This is a genomic window from Nostoc sp. JL34, from assembly GCF_017114945.1.
In the GTDB taxonomy this organism is placed as follows: domain Bacteria; phylum Cyanobacteriota; class Cyanobacteriia; order Cyanobacteriales; family Nostocaceae; genus Nostoc.
Genome location: NZ_JABXKQ010000111.1, coordinates 1 through 20,329, shown reverse-complemented (window position 1 = coordinate 20,329; position 20,329 = coordinate 1). Strand labels below are relative to the sequence as shown.

The window sequence follows — 20,329 nt, the reverse complement described above, 5'->3', positions numbered from 1 at the left end:
TGATACTCACCCTCAAGTGTTCCCTTTGTCAATACTCTGCCACCTGAATCCTTACGATTTATGTAACAAAGCCTTCAAGAACAGATAAATTGTAAAAAGAAGCCGATTATTTTTCTAAAATGTGCATAAATAGCTACAAATCAGCAGATAAGACATTAGGGAGAATACCAAGTAAAGACTCTGGTAAACAAGATTTTAGCTGGTTGGGATACCGTCATTCCATGTTTTTTATAATCTGCTCAAAAATAAGCTTTTATTAGAAGGAGTAATATCATGGTCACTACCAGAAATTATCGTTTATTTAAATTTAGAGTCTGGTTTAGTTTAGTTAGTTTATTATTATCTTCTAATCACCCTACTAATGCTGCACCACCGAGAAAACCAGATAAGGTAGAAGCATGTGAAATATTGGTAGTGGGTGGTGGTTTAGCTGGGACTTCAACAGCTTACGAAGCCTTGCTTGCAGGTCGCACTGTTTGTTTAACAGAGATCACTGATTGGGTAGGAGGACAAGTGAGTTCTCAAGGAGTTTCAGCCCTAGATGAAACTAGTACACAAGTTGATTTAGGATTGTTCCCTCGTGGTTATAAAAGATTTCGGGATCTGATCAAGCAGGAGTATGGCAAGCAAAATCCTGGTGAATGCCAAGTCAGTCTCTCCTGCTTTTTACCAAAAGATGGTGAGAATATATTGCGACGGATTTTGCAAGAAGCTGCTCGCAAGGGAGGAGGTAGACTCAAATGGTATCCCAATACTGTTATTAAAGAGCTAGAAATTACTCCTACTAATGAAGGTAGTGCTACCAAGGTGATCAAAAGTGCGATCGCTATTCAGCATCAACCTCAATCTAATACGCCACCACTAAATACTGAACCACTGTCGCAAACGATTGAGGATACCTACCGCTACGAAAATTCCTCTCGATTTGCCAAGACAATTGTGCAGTTTGTATCGGCTACCCCCAAAAAGACTGACAAGGCCTCACCAAATCGCCAAGCTGATTGGTATGTGATTGAAGCGACTGAGACAGGAGAATTAATTGCCTTAGCCGATGTACCTTATCAAATAGGTATCGATCCGCGATCACTATACAACCCCTCATCCTCCAGCAGTAGCGGTGATCCTTACTGTACTCAGGGTTATACTTACACCTTTGCCATGCAGGCAACTAAAGAAGCTCAAGAGCATTCTATACCAAGTTTCTATCCTAATTACGCAGGATACTATAGCTATGAAAAGCGTAATCTTGCAAGCTTCCCTTTTGTGTTTGCCTATCGTCGAATTTTAAAAAATCCTAAACAGCCCACAATACAAGATAAATTTGGCAATTTTCAATTTATCAAACCTATGCTAGGTGATATTTCCATGCAGAATTGGACATGGGGAAATGATTATCGTCCAGGAACCTCTAAGGATAACTTGATTCTCAATCGTGACCAGATCAGACAAGCAGGACAACTAGAATCAGGAAAGTGGATGGGAGGCTTAAGAGTTGAAAGTCTACGCAAAGCAGAAGAAGCCGCACAGGGGTTCTTTTATTGGTTAGTAGAGGGAACCACGGATTCTCAGCTTGGTAATGGAGTCAAAGAACCCAATCCCAATAATCGTTACTTGACAGGAATAAAGTCACCAATGGGAACCGAGCATGGACTCTCAAAGTATCCCTATATCCGAGAGGCGAGGCGGATTATTGGTCGTCCGACACGGGGATATGCAGAAGGCTTTGCAATCCAAGAAATTGATATCAGCCGAAAGAATTTTACAAATGAATATTATCGCCAAGTGTTAGGCGATCGCACTTACCGCAATTTAGCGATCGCCTTGGGTAATACAGATGCGATCGCTCGGATTCAAAACAACGCCACACCTACTCAAGTCCAACGTACCCGTTCCCGTATCTATCCTGATGCCGTCGGTATCGGTCATTACAACATTGACTTTCACCCCTGTATGGTATCGAGTCCCCCAGAACAACAAGGAAACAGTGAGCGCCAAGGAATGCGCCAAGCTGAATCACAAACCTATCCTTTCCAGATTCCACTTCGAGCTATGATTCCACAACAAATCGACAATCTGATTGTGGTAGGTAAAAGCATTGCTACAAGCCAGATTGCATCTGCCGCCTACCGCGTCCATTCCTACGAATGGTCTTCAGGTGCAGCCGCCGGAACATTAGCTAATTTTGCCTTAGAAAAGGGAATTTTTCCCTATCAACTGATAGATCAACTACCCCAGCCAGAAAAAGAGCTAGAAGCCTTACAACAACGCCTGAGACAAAATCAAAATCCTATCACTTTTCCTGGTGTTTCAATTTTGAATAAAAGCTAGCTAACCATCATCAATTAACAAAAAGAGGGGGCAGTGGGGTGTAAGGAAGATAATATTTCTAATTTACCTTTCTTAAATCAGTAGATAAGTTGACCAGTGAGAATACCAAGTTAAAGACTCTAGTAAACGGGATTTTAGCTAATTGGGATGCAGTGATTCTATATTTTCATAAATTCGCTCAAAAATATCTTCCAATAACTAATTTTTATGTAATAAATATGTCTATATATTGTGACGTGACGTTTCTGGGTAAGGAATGTGGGTTTAAATGAAACATGGGATTTTTGTTAGGTGAAATGATGACTTTTTATAGTTAACGATGAGGCTTTCACAACCTAATCCGACCATTTGTAAGTTAACAGTACAAAACTGACTTGGAATTTGGAAATAAATTTATGACTCGTAATATCTACGTACTTCTTGTTGGTATCGATAAATATTCCAATCCTGGAGATAACTTGAATGGATGCGTGAATGATATCGAAGCCGTCGAAAAATTTCTCAATACTCGTCTAAAGTATCAACTTCACATTAAAAAACTCATTGATCAAGAGGCAACTCGACAAGCTATGATTGACGAGTTTGAAAATCACCTTTGTCTCGCATGTAAAGATGATGTAGTTCTGTTCTACTTCTGCGGTCATGGCTCACAAGAACTGGCAGGAAAAGAATTCCATGTTTTGGAGTATGACAAAGAACCAGGTAAAAAAAAGCTGGAGACAATTGTGTGCTATGACAGCCGAACTACAGACGAAAATGGCAATGAAATTAGAGATTTAGCCGATAAAGAATTGCGGTATCTGATTGCCAACGTAGCGAAAAAACAACCCCACATTCTTGTTGTGTTTGATTGTTGTCATTCGAGTTCTGGCACTAGAGACACAGACAGCAAACAGAGAGTTCGGCGGTTGCCTACAGATAGCCGTCCGGCAAGAGCATATCATGAATTTTGTTTTGCTGCTGATTTGGCGATCGCCCAAGACCTAAAACATGGGATATTTCCTCAAGGGCAACACGTCTTCATATCTGCTTGCCTTCATACAGAGACGGCAAAAGAAATTAACGATGAACATGGCAAAGGCCGAGGACTGTTCTCTTACTTTCTCCTCAAGGAGTTAAACAGTCTCAACGCTGCGCTGTCCTATAATGACTTGCTCAATGAAGTTAAAGGTCAAGTTCATGGTCGCAGACGAGATCAAACGCCTCAGCTTGAACCGATTGCTATGAGTTCCCAGGAATTGGACGGGATAGCTTTTTTGGGTGATCCAGAGGTCATTACACCACGAGAGCCATACTTTAATCTGAATTATCGCTGCGAAATACCAGATCAACAATCCGCAGAATGGATCATTAATGGCGGTGTATCTCAATTTTTGCAAGTAGACAGTGGACTGGCTATTTATCCAGAAAATTGCACTGTTGATGAAATCAGAAGCCAGTCCCGGAAACTAGGTGACGTGAGAATTACAGATGTTCGCCTAGAAGAAAGTGTCGTGAAGTTCATCTCTGAGTCTGAACCTTCAAAAGATTCTACTTACAAAGCCGTTTTAACTAAGCGACCTTTGCCGACTGTAAGCTTTTACTTGGAAGGTGATGCCCAAGCATTAGCGCAAGTAAAAGAGAATCTAACAAATTCGCTAGTTGTGAGAACAGAAAGCGATCGCAACAAATACCATCAGTATCGCCTCTACGCACGGAAACAGCAGTTTGAAATTACGGATAGCAGCGATCGCTTGCTAGTGGTTCCCATCGCCGGAAATGGCGAATATGACGTAAATAAAGCTGTCAAGCAAGTAGAACACATTGCTCGATGGACAAAAACACGGCAATTAGAAAACCCTAATTCCAAGATTCCGAAGAATGCGATCGAGATTGAAATCACCTACAACGACAAGGTTTATACTAATTCCGATCTGCGGTTGGAATATGTCGGCAAGCAACCGCCAAAGATTCGGCTGAAGCTGAAAAATACTCTCGCTCTCCAACTAAACCAACCACTTTACTGCGCCATCCTGGACATTTCAGACAGCTATGCGGTGAGCATTCTCAAGGTTTTTCCTGAAGGTGGTGACGGCACATGGATTTGCCTGAATCCAGAACAAATGTATCAGGCACGAGTGCGTTCAAGCGGAAGTTTTATTGAAGATATCCCATTCGGGATGCCACCGGAAGTAATAAACCAAGGCTTTACAGAATATCAAGACATTCTCAAACTCATCGTAAGTACGGAAGCCTTCACAAATCTTTCGCAGTTTGAGCAGAATAGTTTGTTACGTGCGGATCAAAAATCCCGCGAAATACTCACCGATCCCCCAGTTAGTGACTGGATGACAAAGCAGATTACACTGACAATAGTTCGAGCGAAAGATAGTGTCGAATTGATCCCACAAACTGAAAAGTCTCTCTCTGCTGGTGTTCGGGTTACGACACCGCCGGGCCTACAAGCTACTGCCAGTCTCAAAATGCTTTCATCCACAACTCGGAGTATGAGCAGCATCGCGTTACCTGCCCTTCTAGGTAATACGGAAGCGTTCCAATTTTCGACGAGTCGCAGTGTAGGTGAAGACGCGAGTGTGTTGGAATTAGAGGTCAATCCATCGACAATTGATGCCGTAAAGCCAGACTCACCAATGGTGATATCAGTCGATCGCTCCTTAAAGTCAAATGAACTGGTTCTAGCTGTAGCTCATGATGGTGAGTTTTACTTTCCGTTAGGGGTTGGTTTGGCTGAAAATGGCAAGACTGAGATTAAAATTGAACGTCTCTGTCAGCCTCAACGTTTCAACACCAAAGAACGTGAAATTCGCCAAGCCATCCAGATATGTTTTCGCAAAGTTGCGTTAGATAATCTGGGTCGAAAGTCTACTTATGCTTGGTTAAGGAAAGCAACCCTCAAACCGGACGGCACGGTTAGCTACACCAACAAAAGCGATGTGGACACTGTGAAAGTTGCCGTTGCCAAAGCCAAAAATATTCTTCTCTACGTTCACGGTATTATTGGCGACACAGAAAGCATGATTCCCAGTGTGCGCTATGCCAAAGTAAATGCAAACGGGCAGACCAAATCGTTAGAGAAATTGTATGACCTGGTGCTGGCGTTTGACTACGAAAGTTTGAATACGTCCATCGAAGACACGGCTAGGGAACTGAAACGGCAACTAGCAGAGGTGGGGCTAGAACCAAACCACGGCAAGACATTACATATTTTGGCGCACTCAATGGGCGGTTTGGTGTCCCGAAGTTTCATTGAACAGGGGAACGGCAATCAAGTGGTCAATCATTTAATTATGGTTGGCACTCCTAATGGCGGTTCTCCGTGGGCAACAGTACATGACTTAGCAACTACTCTGCTATCTTTTGGGTTAAATCTCTCCTCAGTACCGCTTGTACCCTCAGTATTAGAGAAACTGGTCGAGGCAATGAGCGTAACACTACGGGAAATGCACACCAGCAAATCTTCATTTATAAATGAACTCAAAACGTTTACCGATCCCAAATGTCCTTACAGCATCATTGCAGGAAGCACCGCATTAATGGATCAAGCCTCTGAAGTGAAACAGTTATTGGATGCGCTGAAGAAAAATATGCGTCGAGCTATCACACTTCCCTTTGGAGATGCAGAAAATGATCTTGCTGTCGCTGTTAGTAGCATTATCGATGTGCCGAAGGATCGATCGCCTGCTGCTTACACTCCTGTGCCGATCGCCTGTGATCACCTTTCCTACTTCCGACAAGCAGAAGGGTTGGATGCGATCGCAAATGTAATTGGTCACGCTTTTGGCTATCCGCCCGAACCTTCACCGCCTAATAGTCCGCCTTATTCCTCCGTATCCTCTGGTAACATAGGTATACAGCCGACCGGGACAACTTCTCAGAATGCACCAACAGAACAAACTCATCACTCAAGTGCTTCCACAAATGGAAATAGTTCTGTCCAGACTATAATATCTCAAACGCCTCCTTCTCCAACCCCAGAATCTGCTCAAGTTTCACCTCCATCTAACCCAAACCATGAAACTCGAACCACAAAATGGTTTGATACAACTCATGTCCTAGCGATCGGGATTAATCGTTACAAACAGCCAATTGACACACTTGAAAACGCGGTCAACGATGCTATAAAAATTCACGACCTCTTTGATGAGAAATGTCTACTCTCTGGAGAAAGTATCAAGAGATACAAGCTCCTGGATCAGCAAGCGACCTTCAACGCAATTCATCAGCAGCTGAAAACATTAACAACTGAAGTTAAGCCGAATGATCGCTTGATATTTTACTATGCAGGACACGGAATTGCGCTGCATAGTCAGAAAGCGAAGGATGAGTCCCTGCCAAAAACCAAAAGCAAACCTCGCGGCTATCTCATTCCCTATGATGCCGAGATGGAGGGTCGCAAGAATTATCTATCTATGGATAATTTACTTGATTGGTTGAGCGAAATCCCATGTCGCCATTGTTTAATTATCCTGGACTGCTGTTATGCGGGTTCAATTCAGTGGTCACTCGATAAAACACGAGAGGCTTTACTAGATAAAGTTTATCCAACTGTTTTAGATAACTACATCGACAAAAATGCTTGGTTTATCCTAACGTCCTCTGACGAAAATGAAACAGCAAACGACGGGGAGCCTATTGAACTCAATCCAGAGCAACAGCTAACAAAGAATACTCGTGGTTCAGGCAAAACATCAAACTCTCCATTTGTTAGGTGTCTACATGATGCTTTAGTTGGTGGTAAAGCCGATACCTATCCCGAAGGAGGAGATAAAATTATTACTACATCTGAACTGGAGACATACCTCAACGGCGAAGTCACTAAAAGTACGAGTCAAGTAGACAACCTACAAACTCCGCAACGATTCAAACTTACAAGCAAACATGGAGGAGGGGAATTTGTCTTTCTGCTCAATGACTTTGAAAAAGTTAGAGAGCAACTGCCAAAAGATCCAGATGTGACTGCTGACCATCAAAATAACCCCTACAGAGGCTTAGAGTCCTTTACGGAAAAAGATAAAGATTGCTTTTTCGGTAGAAAAAGAGTCACAGAGGAATTGTTTAATCATGTAGAGGTTCATCAGCTAACTGTTGTTGTGGGTGCATCTGGTTCAGGCAAATCAAGTCTTGTGAAAGCAGGACTCATCCCCAAGTTTAAGGATAAGTTCCAAAAATCTGTACTGTCACAATCATTCCAAGAATTAAATATTGTCGCCCAAATGCGTCCTGGTCAATCGCCTGCTGATATTTTTAACAAAACATTAGAAGAGTTAAATAAGCTTCCTGACGAAACAAAATATCTGCTAATCATTGACCAGTTTGAGGAAATCGAAACCCAATGTCACGATAAGAAAAAGAAAAAAGAATTTTGGCAAATACTCATTGAGCAATTGAAAAACCCTGCAAAAAACTTGCAAATTGTTATTACTCTAAGAGAAGACTTTGAAGTAATAGTACGTGGTCAATTTGAATCCGCTATCACTGAATATAATCAATCCAAATCTAACAAAGATGCTAAATTTGTGAGCGATTGGGTTGCTGCAAAATTCATTGTCCGAGCTATGGAGCGTGGAGAGTTGGAAGAAGCGATTGAAAAACCTGCCAAAGAAATGGCTGTTTTATTTACCTCAGAGTTAGATCCAGAGAGAAAGATTCAACGTCCTCTAATACAACAAATAGTTGATGAAGTTGCAGGAACGCCAGGAGCATTACCACTGCTGTCATTTGCGCTATACACCATGTATCGCAACTTTGCTCGACGGTATGTGAATGATAAAGAAGCAGGGAAAACACCTAAGCGGGAAATCACTTGGGAGGATTATGAAAGCCTCGGTGTGAATGGTGTACCAGGTGCGCTAACAAAACGAGCTACTGAAGAGTATGACAATCTACTACATCAGTATGTTGAAGAGAATGGCAAAAAAGTTATAAAAAAAGATGCACAGGGAAAACCTCTGAAAGTAGAAAAATTAATTGCTCAGGCTCGACAAGAAATGGTCAAATGGTTGATGCTACGTATGGTGACTCTGGATGGGAATCAGATAGCCCGCAGACGAGTTCTCAAGCAAGAATTAAAGTATGATGAGCGTTATAATTATCAAAAATCGGAACAGCTTAATCTAGTTATTGATATCTTTGAGCAAGCCCGACTTTTAGTATCAAAAAAAGAATATGTTGAACCTGCTCACGATGCACTGATTCTCAAGTGGGAGCAATTACAAGGATGGATTCAAGAAGAAAAGGGAAGTATCATTCTGCGCGATCGCGTCATTCCAGATATTAATGACTGGCAAAAACTAAAAAATAGCGAAAAGCCTTCTTATTTTCACCAGCACCTTCTTAACGCTTTGGGAAAAAGTCTCGATTGGACTGTGGAGCAATTCGGCGTTAAAGGCGAGTTGAAGCGCTTAAATAAGCAACAGATAAAGAATGCAAAGCGACAAAAGAGCTTTGCTGCATCAAAAAATGGTGATTCTGCTGGCGATGATATCACGTTGGTTCAGGAAACAGCCGAGACAGCCTCAGAGAATTCGCCTTCTAATCAGGAGACAACTGAGAGTAATACGACTGTAACTGTCCAAAAAACAGCCAAGCCAAGTCTAAAGAATTTTTTCTTCAAAGAGGCAAAAGCACAAACAGCACTTTCACAAACTCAATCTAATAATACACAACATTTAAAATCAAGCGATCGCCTTTGGGATAAAGAGTCTCGACTAGAAGTTTTGGGTCTGCAATTAGGTAAATTGCGGACTGCTAAAGATAGTTGGTTGAACAAAACAGAAGCAGACTTTGTACTGCAAAGCCTGATTAAACGCGAGAAGAGTCAGGTAGTGAGAAATGGTTTTCTGAGTATTGTCGGATTCGCCGTATTGCTACTGACAGTTTGGGCTTTGAATGAACAACGAAACACGCTGATTGAGCAAGTTCGGACATCTCGACAATCCGCAGAGGCAAACTTACAGGCAAATCGTGACTTAGAAGCACTCACGGATATTTTGCGGGCAAGAAAGACATTTGATAATTGGCTATTAAGTATTTTCCCCACAAACCAAGAGTCCAATATTATACCATATACTTCTTGGATCAAGGTGGTAAACTCAGAATTAGAAAGAACACAAGTTCGAGGAACATTGTATAAAGCGATTTATGCGACAAAGGAGCGTGATCGATTGCAATTGGATCGCGCAGTAATTCATGGTGTAGCGTTGCATCCCACAAAAGATTTATTGGCGATCGCTGGAAATCTTAACACTATTCGGCTGTTCAACAGTGCCGGAAAACAAATGGGGGCATTTCCAGCAGACCAGAATGTTTCTACTTTGGCATTCACACCAGATGGAAATTGGCTGGTAACTGGAGGTGGGAAAACAATCAAGCTCTGGAAAGTAGACGAAAAAGGAGCAATCGAAACATCTAAACCATTTGAAATAAAAGAAACCTCTCCGAATTTTAATGTAACAGATATATCATTTCCACCTAAAAATAAACAAGAAGGCAAGGTTGGTGATAATTACAAAGTACAGATAGCTGCGGTTAGTTTTCTTCAAGATCAAACGGATAATAATAATTATTACAAAGCCCAGATTTGGGAACTGCAAATACCAAAAAATGGACAACCAACGCTGACATTTAAGTCAGCAAATGATCAAAAAGAGAATAGCTATGGTGTAGCATTTCGACCAAGCAAAAATCAAGAAAAACCAAATCAAATTGTCACTGTTGATGAGGGTGACAAAATTACATTATGGCAGACTACTAACGATAAACTAACCCCAATTATTAAGCCGATTCACACAGGTCAAGTCAATGTTCAAAGCGTAGCCTTTACTCAAGATGGCAAGCTCGCCACAGGTGGACAGGACAACACAGTTAAATTCTGGGAAATAAAAGAACAGAAAGAACAAACTGTCATCAAAGAGTATAGAGTATTTAATAAGCAGTCAAATACTGAAACAGGAACGCTACCAAAGATTGTCTATGGCATGGCATTCGGTGTAAATAATAAACTAGCAATTTTTGGTGAAGATGATGCGGTTACACTGTTGAATAATTCAGGTTCTATCGACAACACAATTCAACCCCAGGATACGTATGTCAACAATGCGATCGCCGGAAACATGGCTTACAATCCTACCAAAAAGCAAGTAGCGGTGATTGCCGGAGGAGGCACAATTCGATTATGGGATCTGGAATCAAGTAAGCAGGAATTTCAGTTCTCTATACCAACTGAGAAATATGGAAATGCTATCAGCTTGGCATTCAGTCCCAGTGGTGAGGAATTAGCAGTAGGAACCCAAAACGGATACATCACACTTTGGAATACTTCGGGTGAACTTCTTGATGAGGCTTATCCGCAATGGAAAACTAAGAATGATCAGCCTATTCAGCCTATTCAACGAATTATATTTTCCCCTGATCGCACACAACTGGCAGTGTTTGGAGAAAGCGGTGATCTAGGGTATTTGTCGTTTGAGCAGCCGAACACCCAGCAGTTTAAGACTGAATTTAAAGAAGAGCCAACAGATTTGGGGAAAATCAAGGATGTAGTGTTTGATTCCACGTTCAAAAAGTTACTTTCCATTGACGACGAACAGAATTTTAATGTCCAATTTCGGAAAGATCAGTCCGCTTCGCCACAAAGGGTTGAAACTCAAGCGAATAGTGTGGCGTTCAGTCCAAAGAACACATTTTTTGCTACGGCTGGCAAGGATGGTAAGGTCAAGCTATGGAAATTTAATGAATTAACAAAACCGTATCTCGAATTCGACACTCACCAGAAGAACATTCAAAGTATTGTATTTGATCCCCAGAATAGTAATTCACTTCTAACTGGTGGAGAAGATGGTACTGTTCGATTGTGGGATATCTCCGAAAAGAAACCTATCCCATTTTCTTTAAAAGAACAGAAGCCTGATAGTTTAGCGCTTAGTTCTGATAGTCAGCTACTAGCAACCCTGAAAAACAAAGATCAGCTTCTGATATGGCAATGGAAAGAAAGTTATGGCTTCCTACCCAAAAATATTTCCGAAACAAATTTGGCAAGAGGAAAGTATACATATATTTCTTTCATGCCTAACAGTAACCGTTTGTTAACTGTTGACGAAGATTACAACGTAAAATTATGGGATAGTGAGGGTCAGCAGTTTGTACCACTCAACGAGAATGAACCAAAGCAGCAAGTCAGTTGGGTTACTTGGAGTGAAGATGGCAAAATTCTAGCTACTGTTAATATTAAAGACTCAAAAAAGGAAACAGGAAAAGGCAAATTTAGCACAATTAAATCACACACAGTCAGGCTATGGAGTTTTCAAAAAGACCAATTCAAAGAGATAATTCTTAATAGCAATAGCGAATTAATTAGTTTGCAACAGCAAGAACAAATTACAAGTATTGCGTTGAGCGCTGATGGCAATAAATTGGCAACGACCCAAATCGATCCCCCTGGTCGAATCAAGTTCTTCGATACATTACAAGGCAATAAGATTAGAGAATTCCAAACGCAGCAAGGCAAAATTAACAGTATCGCGTTCAGCCCGAATGGAGAGCGGCTAGTAACTGTTGGAGCAAGCACACTCAGACTCTGGGATATTTTGGGGAATCAACTTGACTTAATACAAGATGATAAGATTGAGCGCGCTAGGTTTAGTTCTGATGGCAGGCTATTAGCAGGAATTAGAGAAGATGCAAAAGACAAGGTAGTCAGTCAGTTAATTGTGTGGGATGTTTCGGGTGACAAATACAACCCCATCTATGGACAAAAATCAGACCAGAAGTTCGCAGTCAAGGCTTTTCAATTTAGTACTAACGGTCAGCTAGTAACATTTGGAGAACATCAGGTTAGCCTGTGGGAAATTCATGAAAAACAACTACTTTCTCAAGCTTGCGACTTAGTGAGGGGATATCTAGAGAACAACCCCAATGTCGCTGAGAGCGATCAGCATTTATGCAAAGGCGTTGGCAAGGGTGTTAAACTAGATAACTCAGTTGAACAACAAACTCTCACTAGTGAAGCATCTCCCACACCGATGACACCCCTACAAGCGATCGCCGGAGATTTTTATGGTAGGGGAGAAGAACAAGCTAGCGAAAATCTGATTAAGAAAAAGCCCAACAGTGTAGATGATTATATTAATAGAGGTATTGCCTACTTCAGATTAAGAAACAAATACCTAGATAAAGACTACATAGGTTTTGCTATTAAGGATTACACTACTGCTCTGGGAATGTCTCCTACAAAGTCTCAAAGTGTTCAAGCTTATGTTAACAGAGGAATTGCTTACTCCACCAGGTCAAAACCAGGTGATCAAGAAGAGGCGATCAAAGCTTACAACAAAGTGATTAGTGAACCTAATCCTCTCAATCCTACTTATGTAGATGCTTACATTAGTAGAGGTATTAGTTACTCTGCTCTCGCCAAACACGATGAGGCTATTAAAGATTACAACAAGGCTATTAATATCAATTCTAAAAATGCTAATGCTTACTATGCTCTAGGTTTTACATTAGCTCTCCTGCAAGGAAAAGAGCAAGAAGCGATCGCAGCTTACGAAAAAGCCGCAGAACTTTATAAGGTAGAACTTAATAAGGCATCATATTTGAGTAGCACACGGCAGCGCATTCAGAAGATAAAAGCCAAGTTGCCTTCTAATTAGTATTAATGTAGTATTGGAACCAAAGTGAAGCGAATGGTACGTTGATCCAAGGCAAAGCGAGGGTAGCCCCAGTGTTGGGGAATGGATATTGTGGCTTTCATAGATTTAATTGGGGATTGGTGAATGATGGGAAAATGAGAAAAGAATTCAGGAATCAGAATTCAGAAGTCAGAATTTCGGGAAGAGGTGGGAAAAAGAGGAGAAAGGAAGGCAGATTTTATTAACTTCTGCACCCTGCTCTTTGTTTCTTTACTGACTCCTGACCAAACAATTCGCAATTCGCAGTTCGCAATTCGCAATTGAAAATGCGAATTATGAACTAATTGATTAATTGGCTAACCTTGGAGTCAAAGCCGCCACCATACCGTAGGTTGGTGGTCAACAAGATAGTGGGAGGTACAAGCCCCCACTAAATTGTCTTAATTGCGAATTGCAAATTGCGAATTGGAGTTGACTCCTGGATTCTGACTACTGAATTACGCTGTGACTAACTCTGCCTTCTCCAGCAGTCGTTGCAATTTATCGCCAGTTAGCTGTTCTAAGGGTTGGTCTAAAATATATTCATCAAAAATGGATTTATCATCAGTAGACACGTCCACCATCGACAATGAGCGCACAGCATCAAGCACGGAGTTAGAATACTGCTGCTGGACTGAATAACGCCTCTTCACCCACCAGTTACCGTCAGTGCATCCGACTTGCCCCAGTTTCACGCCCTTGTTGTTGTAAATGCCATCATCGAGAATTTCAAACCCATAATTCTGGCACTCGTTGAAGATATGCGCCATGATTTGGTTTTCGGTAGAAGAGGACAAGGAGCAGGGTGCAGGGTGCATGGGAGAGAATCTTTCCCCTCTGCCCCCTGCTCCCTGCCCCCCTGCTTCTTGTTCCTGCACAGGTAATGAGCCGTCTTTGTAGTGAATACAGATGAAGCGATCGCAACGCATTACGGTATTGGCACGAAATACTTCTTTGTCGTTGACCATAACTACCCAGCGTTGCGTTAAATGGTTGTCGTCATGGCTGATACTGGCTACCAGTTTGTCATCAGCATAATATTCGTGATGGTCAAACGAGATTTCGACTATTGTGAGGGGTTCGGGAGCTATGGCTTGGGCTGCGGCTTGTTCGTCCGTGACTTTCTGAAGCTGGGTGGATTGGTGGGTGATGATTGCGTTTACCCAGGTGTCAGCCCCTCTTTTGTCCCCGGTGGGTGTAACGCCTAATTCGGCAGCGATTCTTTTGAGACGGGGGAGGTTATAGCGGCAAAGGGCTTGCTGTGTGTAGGTTGGATGCGTCATAATTAAGATTCCTTATTATTAGGGACAGAGAAAGCGCTTCAGATTGGTAGTCGAGGGCGCTTTCTCTTTATCTTTTCCTATATGCGCTAATATATTAGCGCTGCCAATAATATTTTAGCTATTATCGCTAATATATTAGCGTGTATATTACAAAGGAAGCGCTAAAAAGTTATGGTTTATATGGAGGATATTAATTTATGGGAGCTGCCATTTGTGGCACTTGAAGACAGAAACTCATTGCCGGATGAGCCTTGTGTTTACTTGGCAATCGATAAAGATAACTCGGTGCTGTACGTGGGCATGTCAGACAATTTAAGGCAGAAATGGAAAAGCCATCCTAAGCTAGAAGCCTTAAGTCGTCTTGAAGGCGTTAAAATCTCGTACATTAGAACCGAAGTTGAATTACTCAGAAAGTTAGAAAATGCCCTAATCAAAGTTTTCAAACCTCCGTTGAACTTAACGGAAGCACCCAAAAAAGGTATTGCAGCTTTAAGGGAAAAAATGGGGTTAACTCAAAAGCAACTAGGTGATTTAGTTGGAGTTGATACTTCGACAATCAGAAATTGGGAATATGGCAAAGGCTCAGAAACTTTTGCAAAAGTAGCAAGACTTTGTAAAGTGCTGGAATGTGATATTGAAGATTTGTTTGAGGAAGAAGCAGTGTGATGATTGAACCTGCTGAAGAACCTCTTTTTGCTCTAGCCTCTGTCTCATTTTATAAGCTATGCCTGCGGTGGGTTACGCTTACCCATTTACCATCTACATTATTCAAAAGCTGTGTTGCGATTGACTTTGAGCAAATGCCACTGAGCTAAAAGAGGTGGAATCATGACTAAACCACCCCGTAAGCGCAACAAAGCCACCTCTGCTTCATGCAGTGAGGACACGCCACCAGATAACCAAGACTTTGAAGAAAACCCAGCTACAGCAACAATCACCGTTACTGCTGTTGAAGTAACAGAGTTGACTCAAGAGGAGCAAAGCGATCGCCTGCACTTGGAGAGGAAAGTGGAGCGGGCGTTCTTTGAAGCAGGGAAGGCACTGGCGGAATTACGCGATCGCAGACTGTACCGTTCGACGCATGGCACATTTGAGGAATACTGCCGGGATAGATTTGGTCATAGCCGTCGCCAGTCTTATCTTTTAATGGATGCGGCTGTTGTTTTTGATAACTTGGTTGAAATTTGTGATCAATTTGATCACAAATTGCCGACAGCAGAGGGGCAAGTTCGACCCATGACAAAGCTTGAACCCCAGGAACAGCAGGAGGTGTGGCTAAAAGCAGTAGAACTTGCTGGTGGTAAAGTGCCGACTGGTAGAATCGTCAAAGATGTGGTGCAAAGGATCATGGAGAGAACCCAAGTACCGAACACTTACCAAATCGGCGAAGTGTGCCAAATCGTAGTCAAAGACAACCCGGAACTCAGAGGCAAGGGTGGGTGTTGGGGTATCGTTAACCATGTGGGCGAATTCAGCTGTACTGTCAAAACCTGGGATGGCGAGTACACCGTTGGGTTGCAGCATCTGAAGTCTTTCAACTACCTACCCCAGGAATGTGAGCAGATGCAGTTAATCAGCGATCGCATCAGTCGAGTGTATTCCGATTCACTTGAGGAGACAGTCAAAAGTCTGTTGCAGTCGTTGGGGAAACTGAATCGGCCTTATTTAACGGCTGTCGAAGATAAATTGTTGGGTTTGATTGAGCGAGAATACGGGCTTATAGATCAATCTCCACAAACTCATAGACAATAATAAATACACATCTTATGATTATGAAATCAGTTTGATATTTGGCAAGTCAAAGCGAGGGCTAAAACCCTGGGGATCTGCCAAAATCGCCAGAACCTTGACAAGTAAATAGTTTCACAGTTTCAGTGCTAAGGGAAGTTGACAGTTAGTCGCAATAAGAGCGCCTGAAATCGACCTATTTTTGAGGTTTGCCAAAATGCTTCCCAGGAAGCCTGCTCTGTAACAGTTTCAGCACCGAGCGGTTTCCAATAACCAAATCCCCTCACGGGGACTGAAACTTAACGAAATTATCGGCACCATTTTCCACAGAGATTAGTTTCCAAAGACTATTACCCCGCAAAGGGACTGAAACGACCTTAAAGTTATATGTTATAAGAACGACTAACTGTTTCCAAAGACTATTACCCCGCAAGGGGACTGAAACATCTTGCCTCATCCCTTGCTAAGAAAAGCCCAAAGGGTTTCCAAAGACTATTACCCCGCAAGGGGACTGAAACACAGAAAATAATGAATTTATAGGCTACAAAAGCCTTGGTTTCCAAAGACTATTACCCCGCAAGGGGACTGAAACTGCCATCTCCAAGTTGTTGGAATACCGCTTGTCGTGGTTGTTTCCAAAGACTATTACCCCGCAAGGGGACTGAAACAAATATTCTCTCGACCTTCTACCGTAGTTTGCGTAGAAGTTTCCAAAGACTATTACCCCGTGAAGAGACTGAAATAAGTTTTCACAAACCATTCCCTCTAAAATTGATTACCCCATAAGGTTAAATGAAAATTTATAATCAAGCTGAAACCTAATTACTTGTGGTAAGTTCCCAAAACCTATTACCTTATAAAGGGGCTGAAAAGAGTCTTAAATATAACCTTGAGGATTAAGTTTTATACAAATTCCAAGTATTTTGAATTTCTAAAGTCATTTCTTTTCTCATATCCCAAGGTAGTATAACTTCTACTTTTGACCCTAAAGCACGTAACCATCTGACAACGTAGTAGTCAGTTACTCGGTAATCCACTTGGTAATAAGCATCCGTACTAGGACGAAATTTAATAATGTCTAAAATTGCTTTTCGATGTTCAAGGTTTAGTGTGTATTGTTGAGTTAAATTGGTAGTTTGCCCATAACTAATTCTAGTAAATGTATCATGGATACTGATGCCATCGATATAGCGTTGGTGAAAATCTTGCTCAAACCGCAATACCATTGCTGCTTTTTCTTTATAAAAGTCACACCCCCATGCTTCTTTTAATTGAGTGTTAACTGTTTTAGGAGTTGGTAATTCATTATCCTGATACTTCTCTCTTAGTAATTGAGGAACACGGGGATCTTCCCAGTCTAAAAACTCTAGACGTTTAGAAATAATTCTATCCAAGCGATATTTATACCAGTGAATATCGCCTTTTGGAGTGTTGCCATAGGTACATAAGTATTTAGCGCGTTCCATAAAATAAATACAAACTGGATAAACAACACACTCCTTAATTTGATTTCGATGAGCGCTGTGATATGTCAATAATAGAGGTTGGATATTTCCTGCGTTCCAAATTTCCTGCAATTGACTTTGAATTTCATCCACTGCATCTTGAACATCACTTGATTCTGGTACAACGTAATCAACGTATAAAAAAACACGATGATTATCTTCATCTACTTCTCTTGAGAATTCCTCAGCTAATAAAGGATATGCAGGATCGAGAAAACTAAACATACCTAATGCTCCAGCTAAATAGGCTTGTTTTTCTAGCGTTAATCTACTATCAATATTTTCTGAAGTAATAAAATTTGGTAGTTGGTTTACTCGACAATAATGCTTACTTCTACCAGATGTGTTATTCAGCAATTGAAGGCATTTCCGAGTAACTAATAAATCTAAATCACTTTGAAGGGATTTGCGGACTTGAGCAAATAAAGGCTCATTCAAAAGCTCGTCTATCTCAGAATCTGATCTATTTATATATTTTTGTAACAAATTCTGCCACTGTTCTATAGGTACTTCCCATTCTAAAAACCATTGTTTACTTGTTTTGAGACAAGCGCAGTTTGGATTTTGATGGTTGAGAATGTCTGCTAGCTTTTCATCCTTGTGAGTTTTAGTAAAAAAAGCTTGTCGCCAGTCATTATAGGTAAAGCTGTCATCTAAAGTAGCGTATCCTTTATCACTATATAGCCAACGTAATAATGCCCATAGCCGTATAGCGCGAGAGAGATTATGGCTTTGGTCGAGAGAGCCGTTGGCTAGATGTTGTAAAACTGTGGGGTGTGGGTAGTTAGTGACGATTACATTCACGATCAGTTAGAGTGTCTCAAGTCTTATTACTAAATTAGCAGGTATTGGAAAGGGGTATTTCCGATGCTATGTAATACTGGGTATACCAATCTAAGGAATATGGATTAAATAAGATCCAGAATTATCACACCTGTGGCTTGGCAGTATAATTCCATTGGGGCAAATAATCATCAAACACAATTTTCATCGTTTGCTTGAAATCCCCTGTGACTTTGCGACCTGTTTTATATACCTGAGTCAAGATAGTTGTAAACACCTTCAGACCAGTTTGGGTCTTGGCATTTGCCATCAAGTTTTTAACCATTTCGACCGAATCGAAAATCACGCCCTGACAAACACGGGTCAGATGTGGAAACAGCCGATGCTCAATAGGGTTGTATTTGGAAGTGTAAGGGGGATAGTGAGCAATGCGGATTTCAATACCGAGTTCGTTGACCAAGGCTTGCAAATCTTGTTTGAACAAATATTGTCGGGAACTATTGCTGCCACCACCGTCACACATTAGGAGAATCGAACTCGCCGACCGATAATGCACCGCGCCATAGTTTTGCCACCAATAGCGAATGGAATCACAGGCAAATTCACCCGTATCATGGCTAGTACCAATCTGGATGTAACCGACGTTTTGTGTCAGGTCATACAAGCCATGTGGAATCGCCACTCCATCTGCCAAAGATTTCCAATCATGGTCGAATACCTCAATCTCTTCAGTTGTATACATTCGTCCCGGACGATACAACTTTCCAATCAATTCTTTTTTTTTGTATCCATGCTCAAAACCGGATTGCCTGCGGCCTGATAAGACACTTTGATGTGTTCAATATTTTCAAACTGTTCATTGCGCTGTGGATGTTCGCCTGTTGCCAGCCGTTTCTGGGCTTTGCGTTTACGGTAGTGGTAACGTTCAAGCAGTTGGTCTACGACGGTGACACTAACACTGATTCCCTCCGCAGTCAAAAGCAGAGCGATTTCTTGTCGAGTTAGGTTAGTCCATTTCACTGTTTCATCCATTGGTGAGCCTGCCGTATGTTCAGCAAGTACTTTTAGAAATGCTGCATCAAGACCCTCGATAGTTTCAACCTTAGACTTGCGTCCCCCTCCACTAGGACGAATCTCACTCATGTTCATCGCTGTTTTATCTTCCAGTTCCTTCAACCCAAACCGAATGGTGTCGTCATCACACCCAAATAGTTGACTGATGTAGTTAATTCCCCCCCATCCCAGTTTTAGAGCTTCAATCGCTGCATAACGACGACGATCTTTCTCTGATAAGGACTGGTAAAGACGTTGCATTTTTGCTTCGACTTCGGATGAGTAGGAATTCATATCACACAGAGGATACCTATAGATAACTTCAGCCTATCATTGCATCCTAAATTTCTGGATCTTATTTAATCCACTTTCCTAAGAAGCCACATATATCTACCACATGAGTACAACCGAGTTTGAGCCGTACAAAGTAGACCACCTGTTTTTGCTGATTGGTGAAAATCCCCTGCCCAACTATGTTGCAGCAAAGCTGTTGTTGAAGGAGGGTGGTAAACCTTATCTAGTTTTCAGCGAATATACGGAAAAACCTGCGGAACGTCTCAAGGAAATATTGGATTTAAGCGATAACGAAATGGTTCCGCTTAATAATAATGAATCTAATGCTTATGAAATTAAGAAGAGGATTAGAGAAAAAATTAAGGAGATTAAAAAATATTTTCCAGATAAAAATAGTTTTGGTTTGAACTATACGGGTGGCACAAAAGCAATGGCCGCTCATGCCTATCAAGCACTACTTTCTCCTGATGATAAAGACTTAACTATTCAACTTAATCCGGCTCCTGTTTTCAGCTACTTAGACTCTCGTAGCTTGAAGATATTGATTGACCAGACCAACAACCCTATTCCCTTAGATATACCAAAAGAACCGCTAGAACTTTCGCTAGAAAAACTCGTAAGGATTCAGGTGGCAGGGTATTGACAAAGGGGACACTTGAGGGGGAATATCGCAAATATGAACCAAAACCTG

The 20,329-nt window shown here is 41.5% G+C and carries 7 protein-coding genes, 1 pseudogene and 1 CRISPR repeat array; of the genes and pseudogenes, 5 read left to right on the top strand and 3 right to left on the bottom strand.

Features of this window, described 5'->3' with window-relative positions; translation table 11 throughout:
* Positions 1-273: 273 nt before the first annotated feature.
* Positions 274-2,328, top strand: coding sequence for an FAD-dependent oxidoreductase (locus HWQ44_RS19925; RefSeq protein WP_292722077.1), 2,055 nt, complete (start codon positions 274-276; stop codon positions 2,326-2,328).
* A 395-nt stretch (positions 2,329-2,723) separates the two neighbouring features.
* Entirely contained in the window at positions 2,724-12,974 is a 10,251-nt protein-coding gene (locus HWQ44_RS19920; protein WP_292722075.1) for a caspase family protein, read from the top strand.
* Positions 12,975-13,450: 476 nt separating this feature from the next.
* Here the strand turns inward: HWQ44_RS19920 and HWQ44_RS19915 are convergent, their stop codons facing one another.
* On the bottom strand, positions 13,451-14,275 hold the full coding sequence (locus HWQ44_RS19915; RefSeq protein WP_292722072.1) for a hypothetical protein: 825 nt from the start codon (positions 14,273-14,275) through the stop codon (positions 13,451-13,453).
* 180 nt (positions 14,276-14,455) lie between these two features.
* Here HWQ44_RS19915 and HWQ44_RS19910 point away from each other — a divergent pair, with 180 nt between their 5' ends.
* Complete coding sequence (locus HWQ44_RS19910) at positions 14,456-14,941, top strand: helix-turn-helix domain-containing protein (protein ID WP_233718529.1); 486 nt, start codon at positions 14,456-14,458, stop codon at positions 14,939-14,941.
* Between the two features lie 162 nt (positions 14,942-15,103).
* Positions 15,104-16,027, top strand: a complete 924-nt coding sequence (locus HWQ44_RS19905) for a hypothetical protein (protein ID WP_292722067.1) — start codon at positions 15,104-15,106, stop codon at positions 16,025-16,027.
* A 312-nt stretch (positions 16,028-16,339) separates the two neighbouring features.
* Positions 16,340-16,745: a CRISPR direct-repeat array (repeat unit 25 nt; unit sequence GTTTCCAAAGACTATTACCCCGCAA).
* Positions 16,746-16,899: 154 nt separating this feature from the next.
* On the opposite strand, the gene HWQ44_RS19900 is transcribed toward HWQ44_RS19905, so the two are convergent.
* Together HWQ44_RS19900 and HWQ44_RS19895 are read right to left on the bottom strand one after the other, a co-directional pair.
* Positions 16,900-18,312, bottom strand: coding sequence for a TIGR03985 family CRISPR-associated protein (locus HWQ44_RS19900; RefSeq protein ID WP_292722065.1), 1,413 nt, complete (start codon positions 18,310-18,312; stop codon positions 16,900-16,902).
* Between the two features lie 124 nt (positions 18,313-18,436).
* Positions 18,437-19,323: pseudogene (locus HWQ44_RS19895) on the bottom strand (ISAzo13 family transposase).
* A 418-nt stretch (positions 19,324-19,741) separates the two neighbouring features.
* Here HWQ44_RS19895 and HWQ44_RS19890 point away from each other — a divergent pair.
* Positions 19,742-20,281, top strand: coding sequence for a hypothetical protein (locus HWQ44_RS19890; RefSeq protein WP_292722063.1), 540 nt, complete (start codon positions 19,742-19,744; stop codon positions 20,279-20,281).
* The last annotated feature ends 48 nt before the right edge of the window (positions 20,282-20,329 follow it).

Coding starts and splice junctions, on each gene's coding strand:
- HWQ44_RS19925 (WP_292722077.1), top strand. CDS start 274: ATGGTCACTACCAGAAATTATCGTTTATTTAAATTTAGAGTCTGGTTT.
- HWQ44_RS19920 (WP_292722075.1), top strand. CDS start 2,724: ATGACTCGTAATATCTACGTACTTCTTGTTGGTATCGATAAATATTCC.
- HWQ44_RS19915 (WP_292722072.1), bottom strand. CDS start 14,275: ATGACGCATCCAACCTACACACAGCAAGCCCTTTGCCGCTATAACCTC.
- HWQ44_RS19910 (WP_233718529.1), top strand. CDS start 14,456: ATGGAGGATATTAATTTATGGGAGCTGCCATTTGTGGCACTTGAAGAC.
- HWQ44_RS19905 (WP_292722067.1), top strand. CDS start 15,104: ATGACTAAACCACCCCGTAAGCGCAACAAAGCCACCTCTGCTTCATGC.
- HWQ44_RS19890 (WP_292722063.1), top strand. CDS start 19,742: ATGAGTACAACCGAGTTTGAGCCGTACAAAGTAGACCACCTGTTTTTG.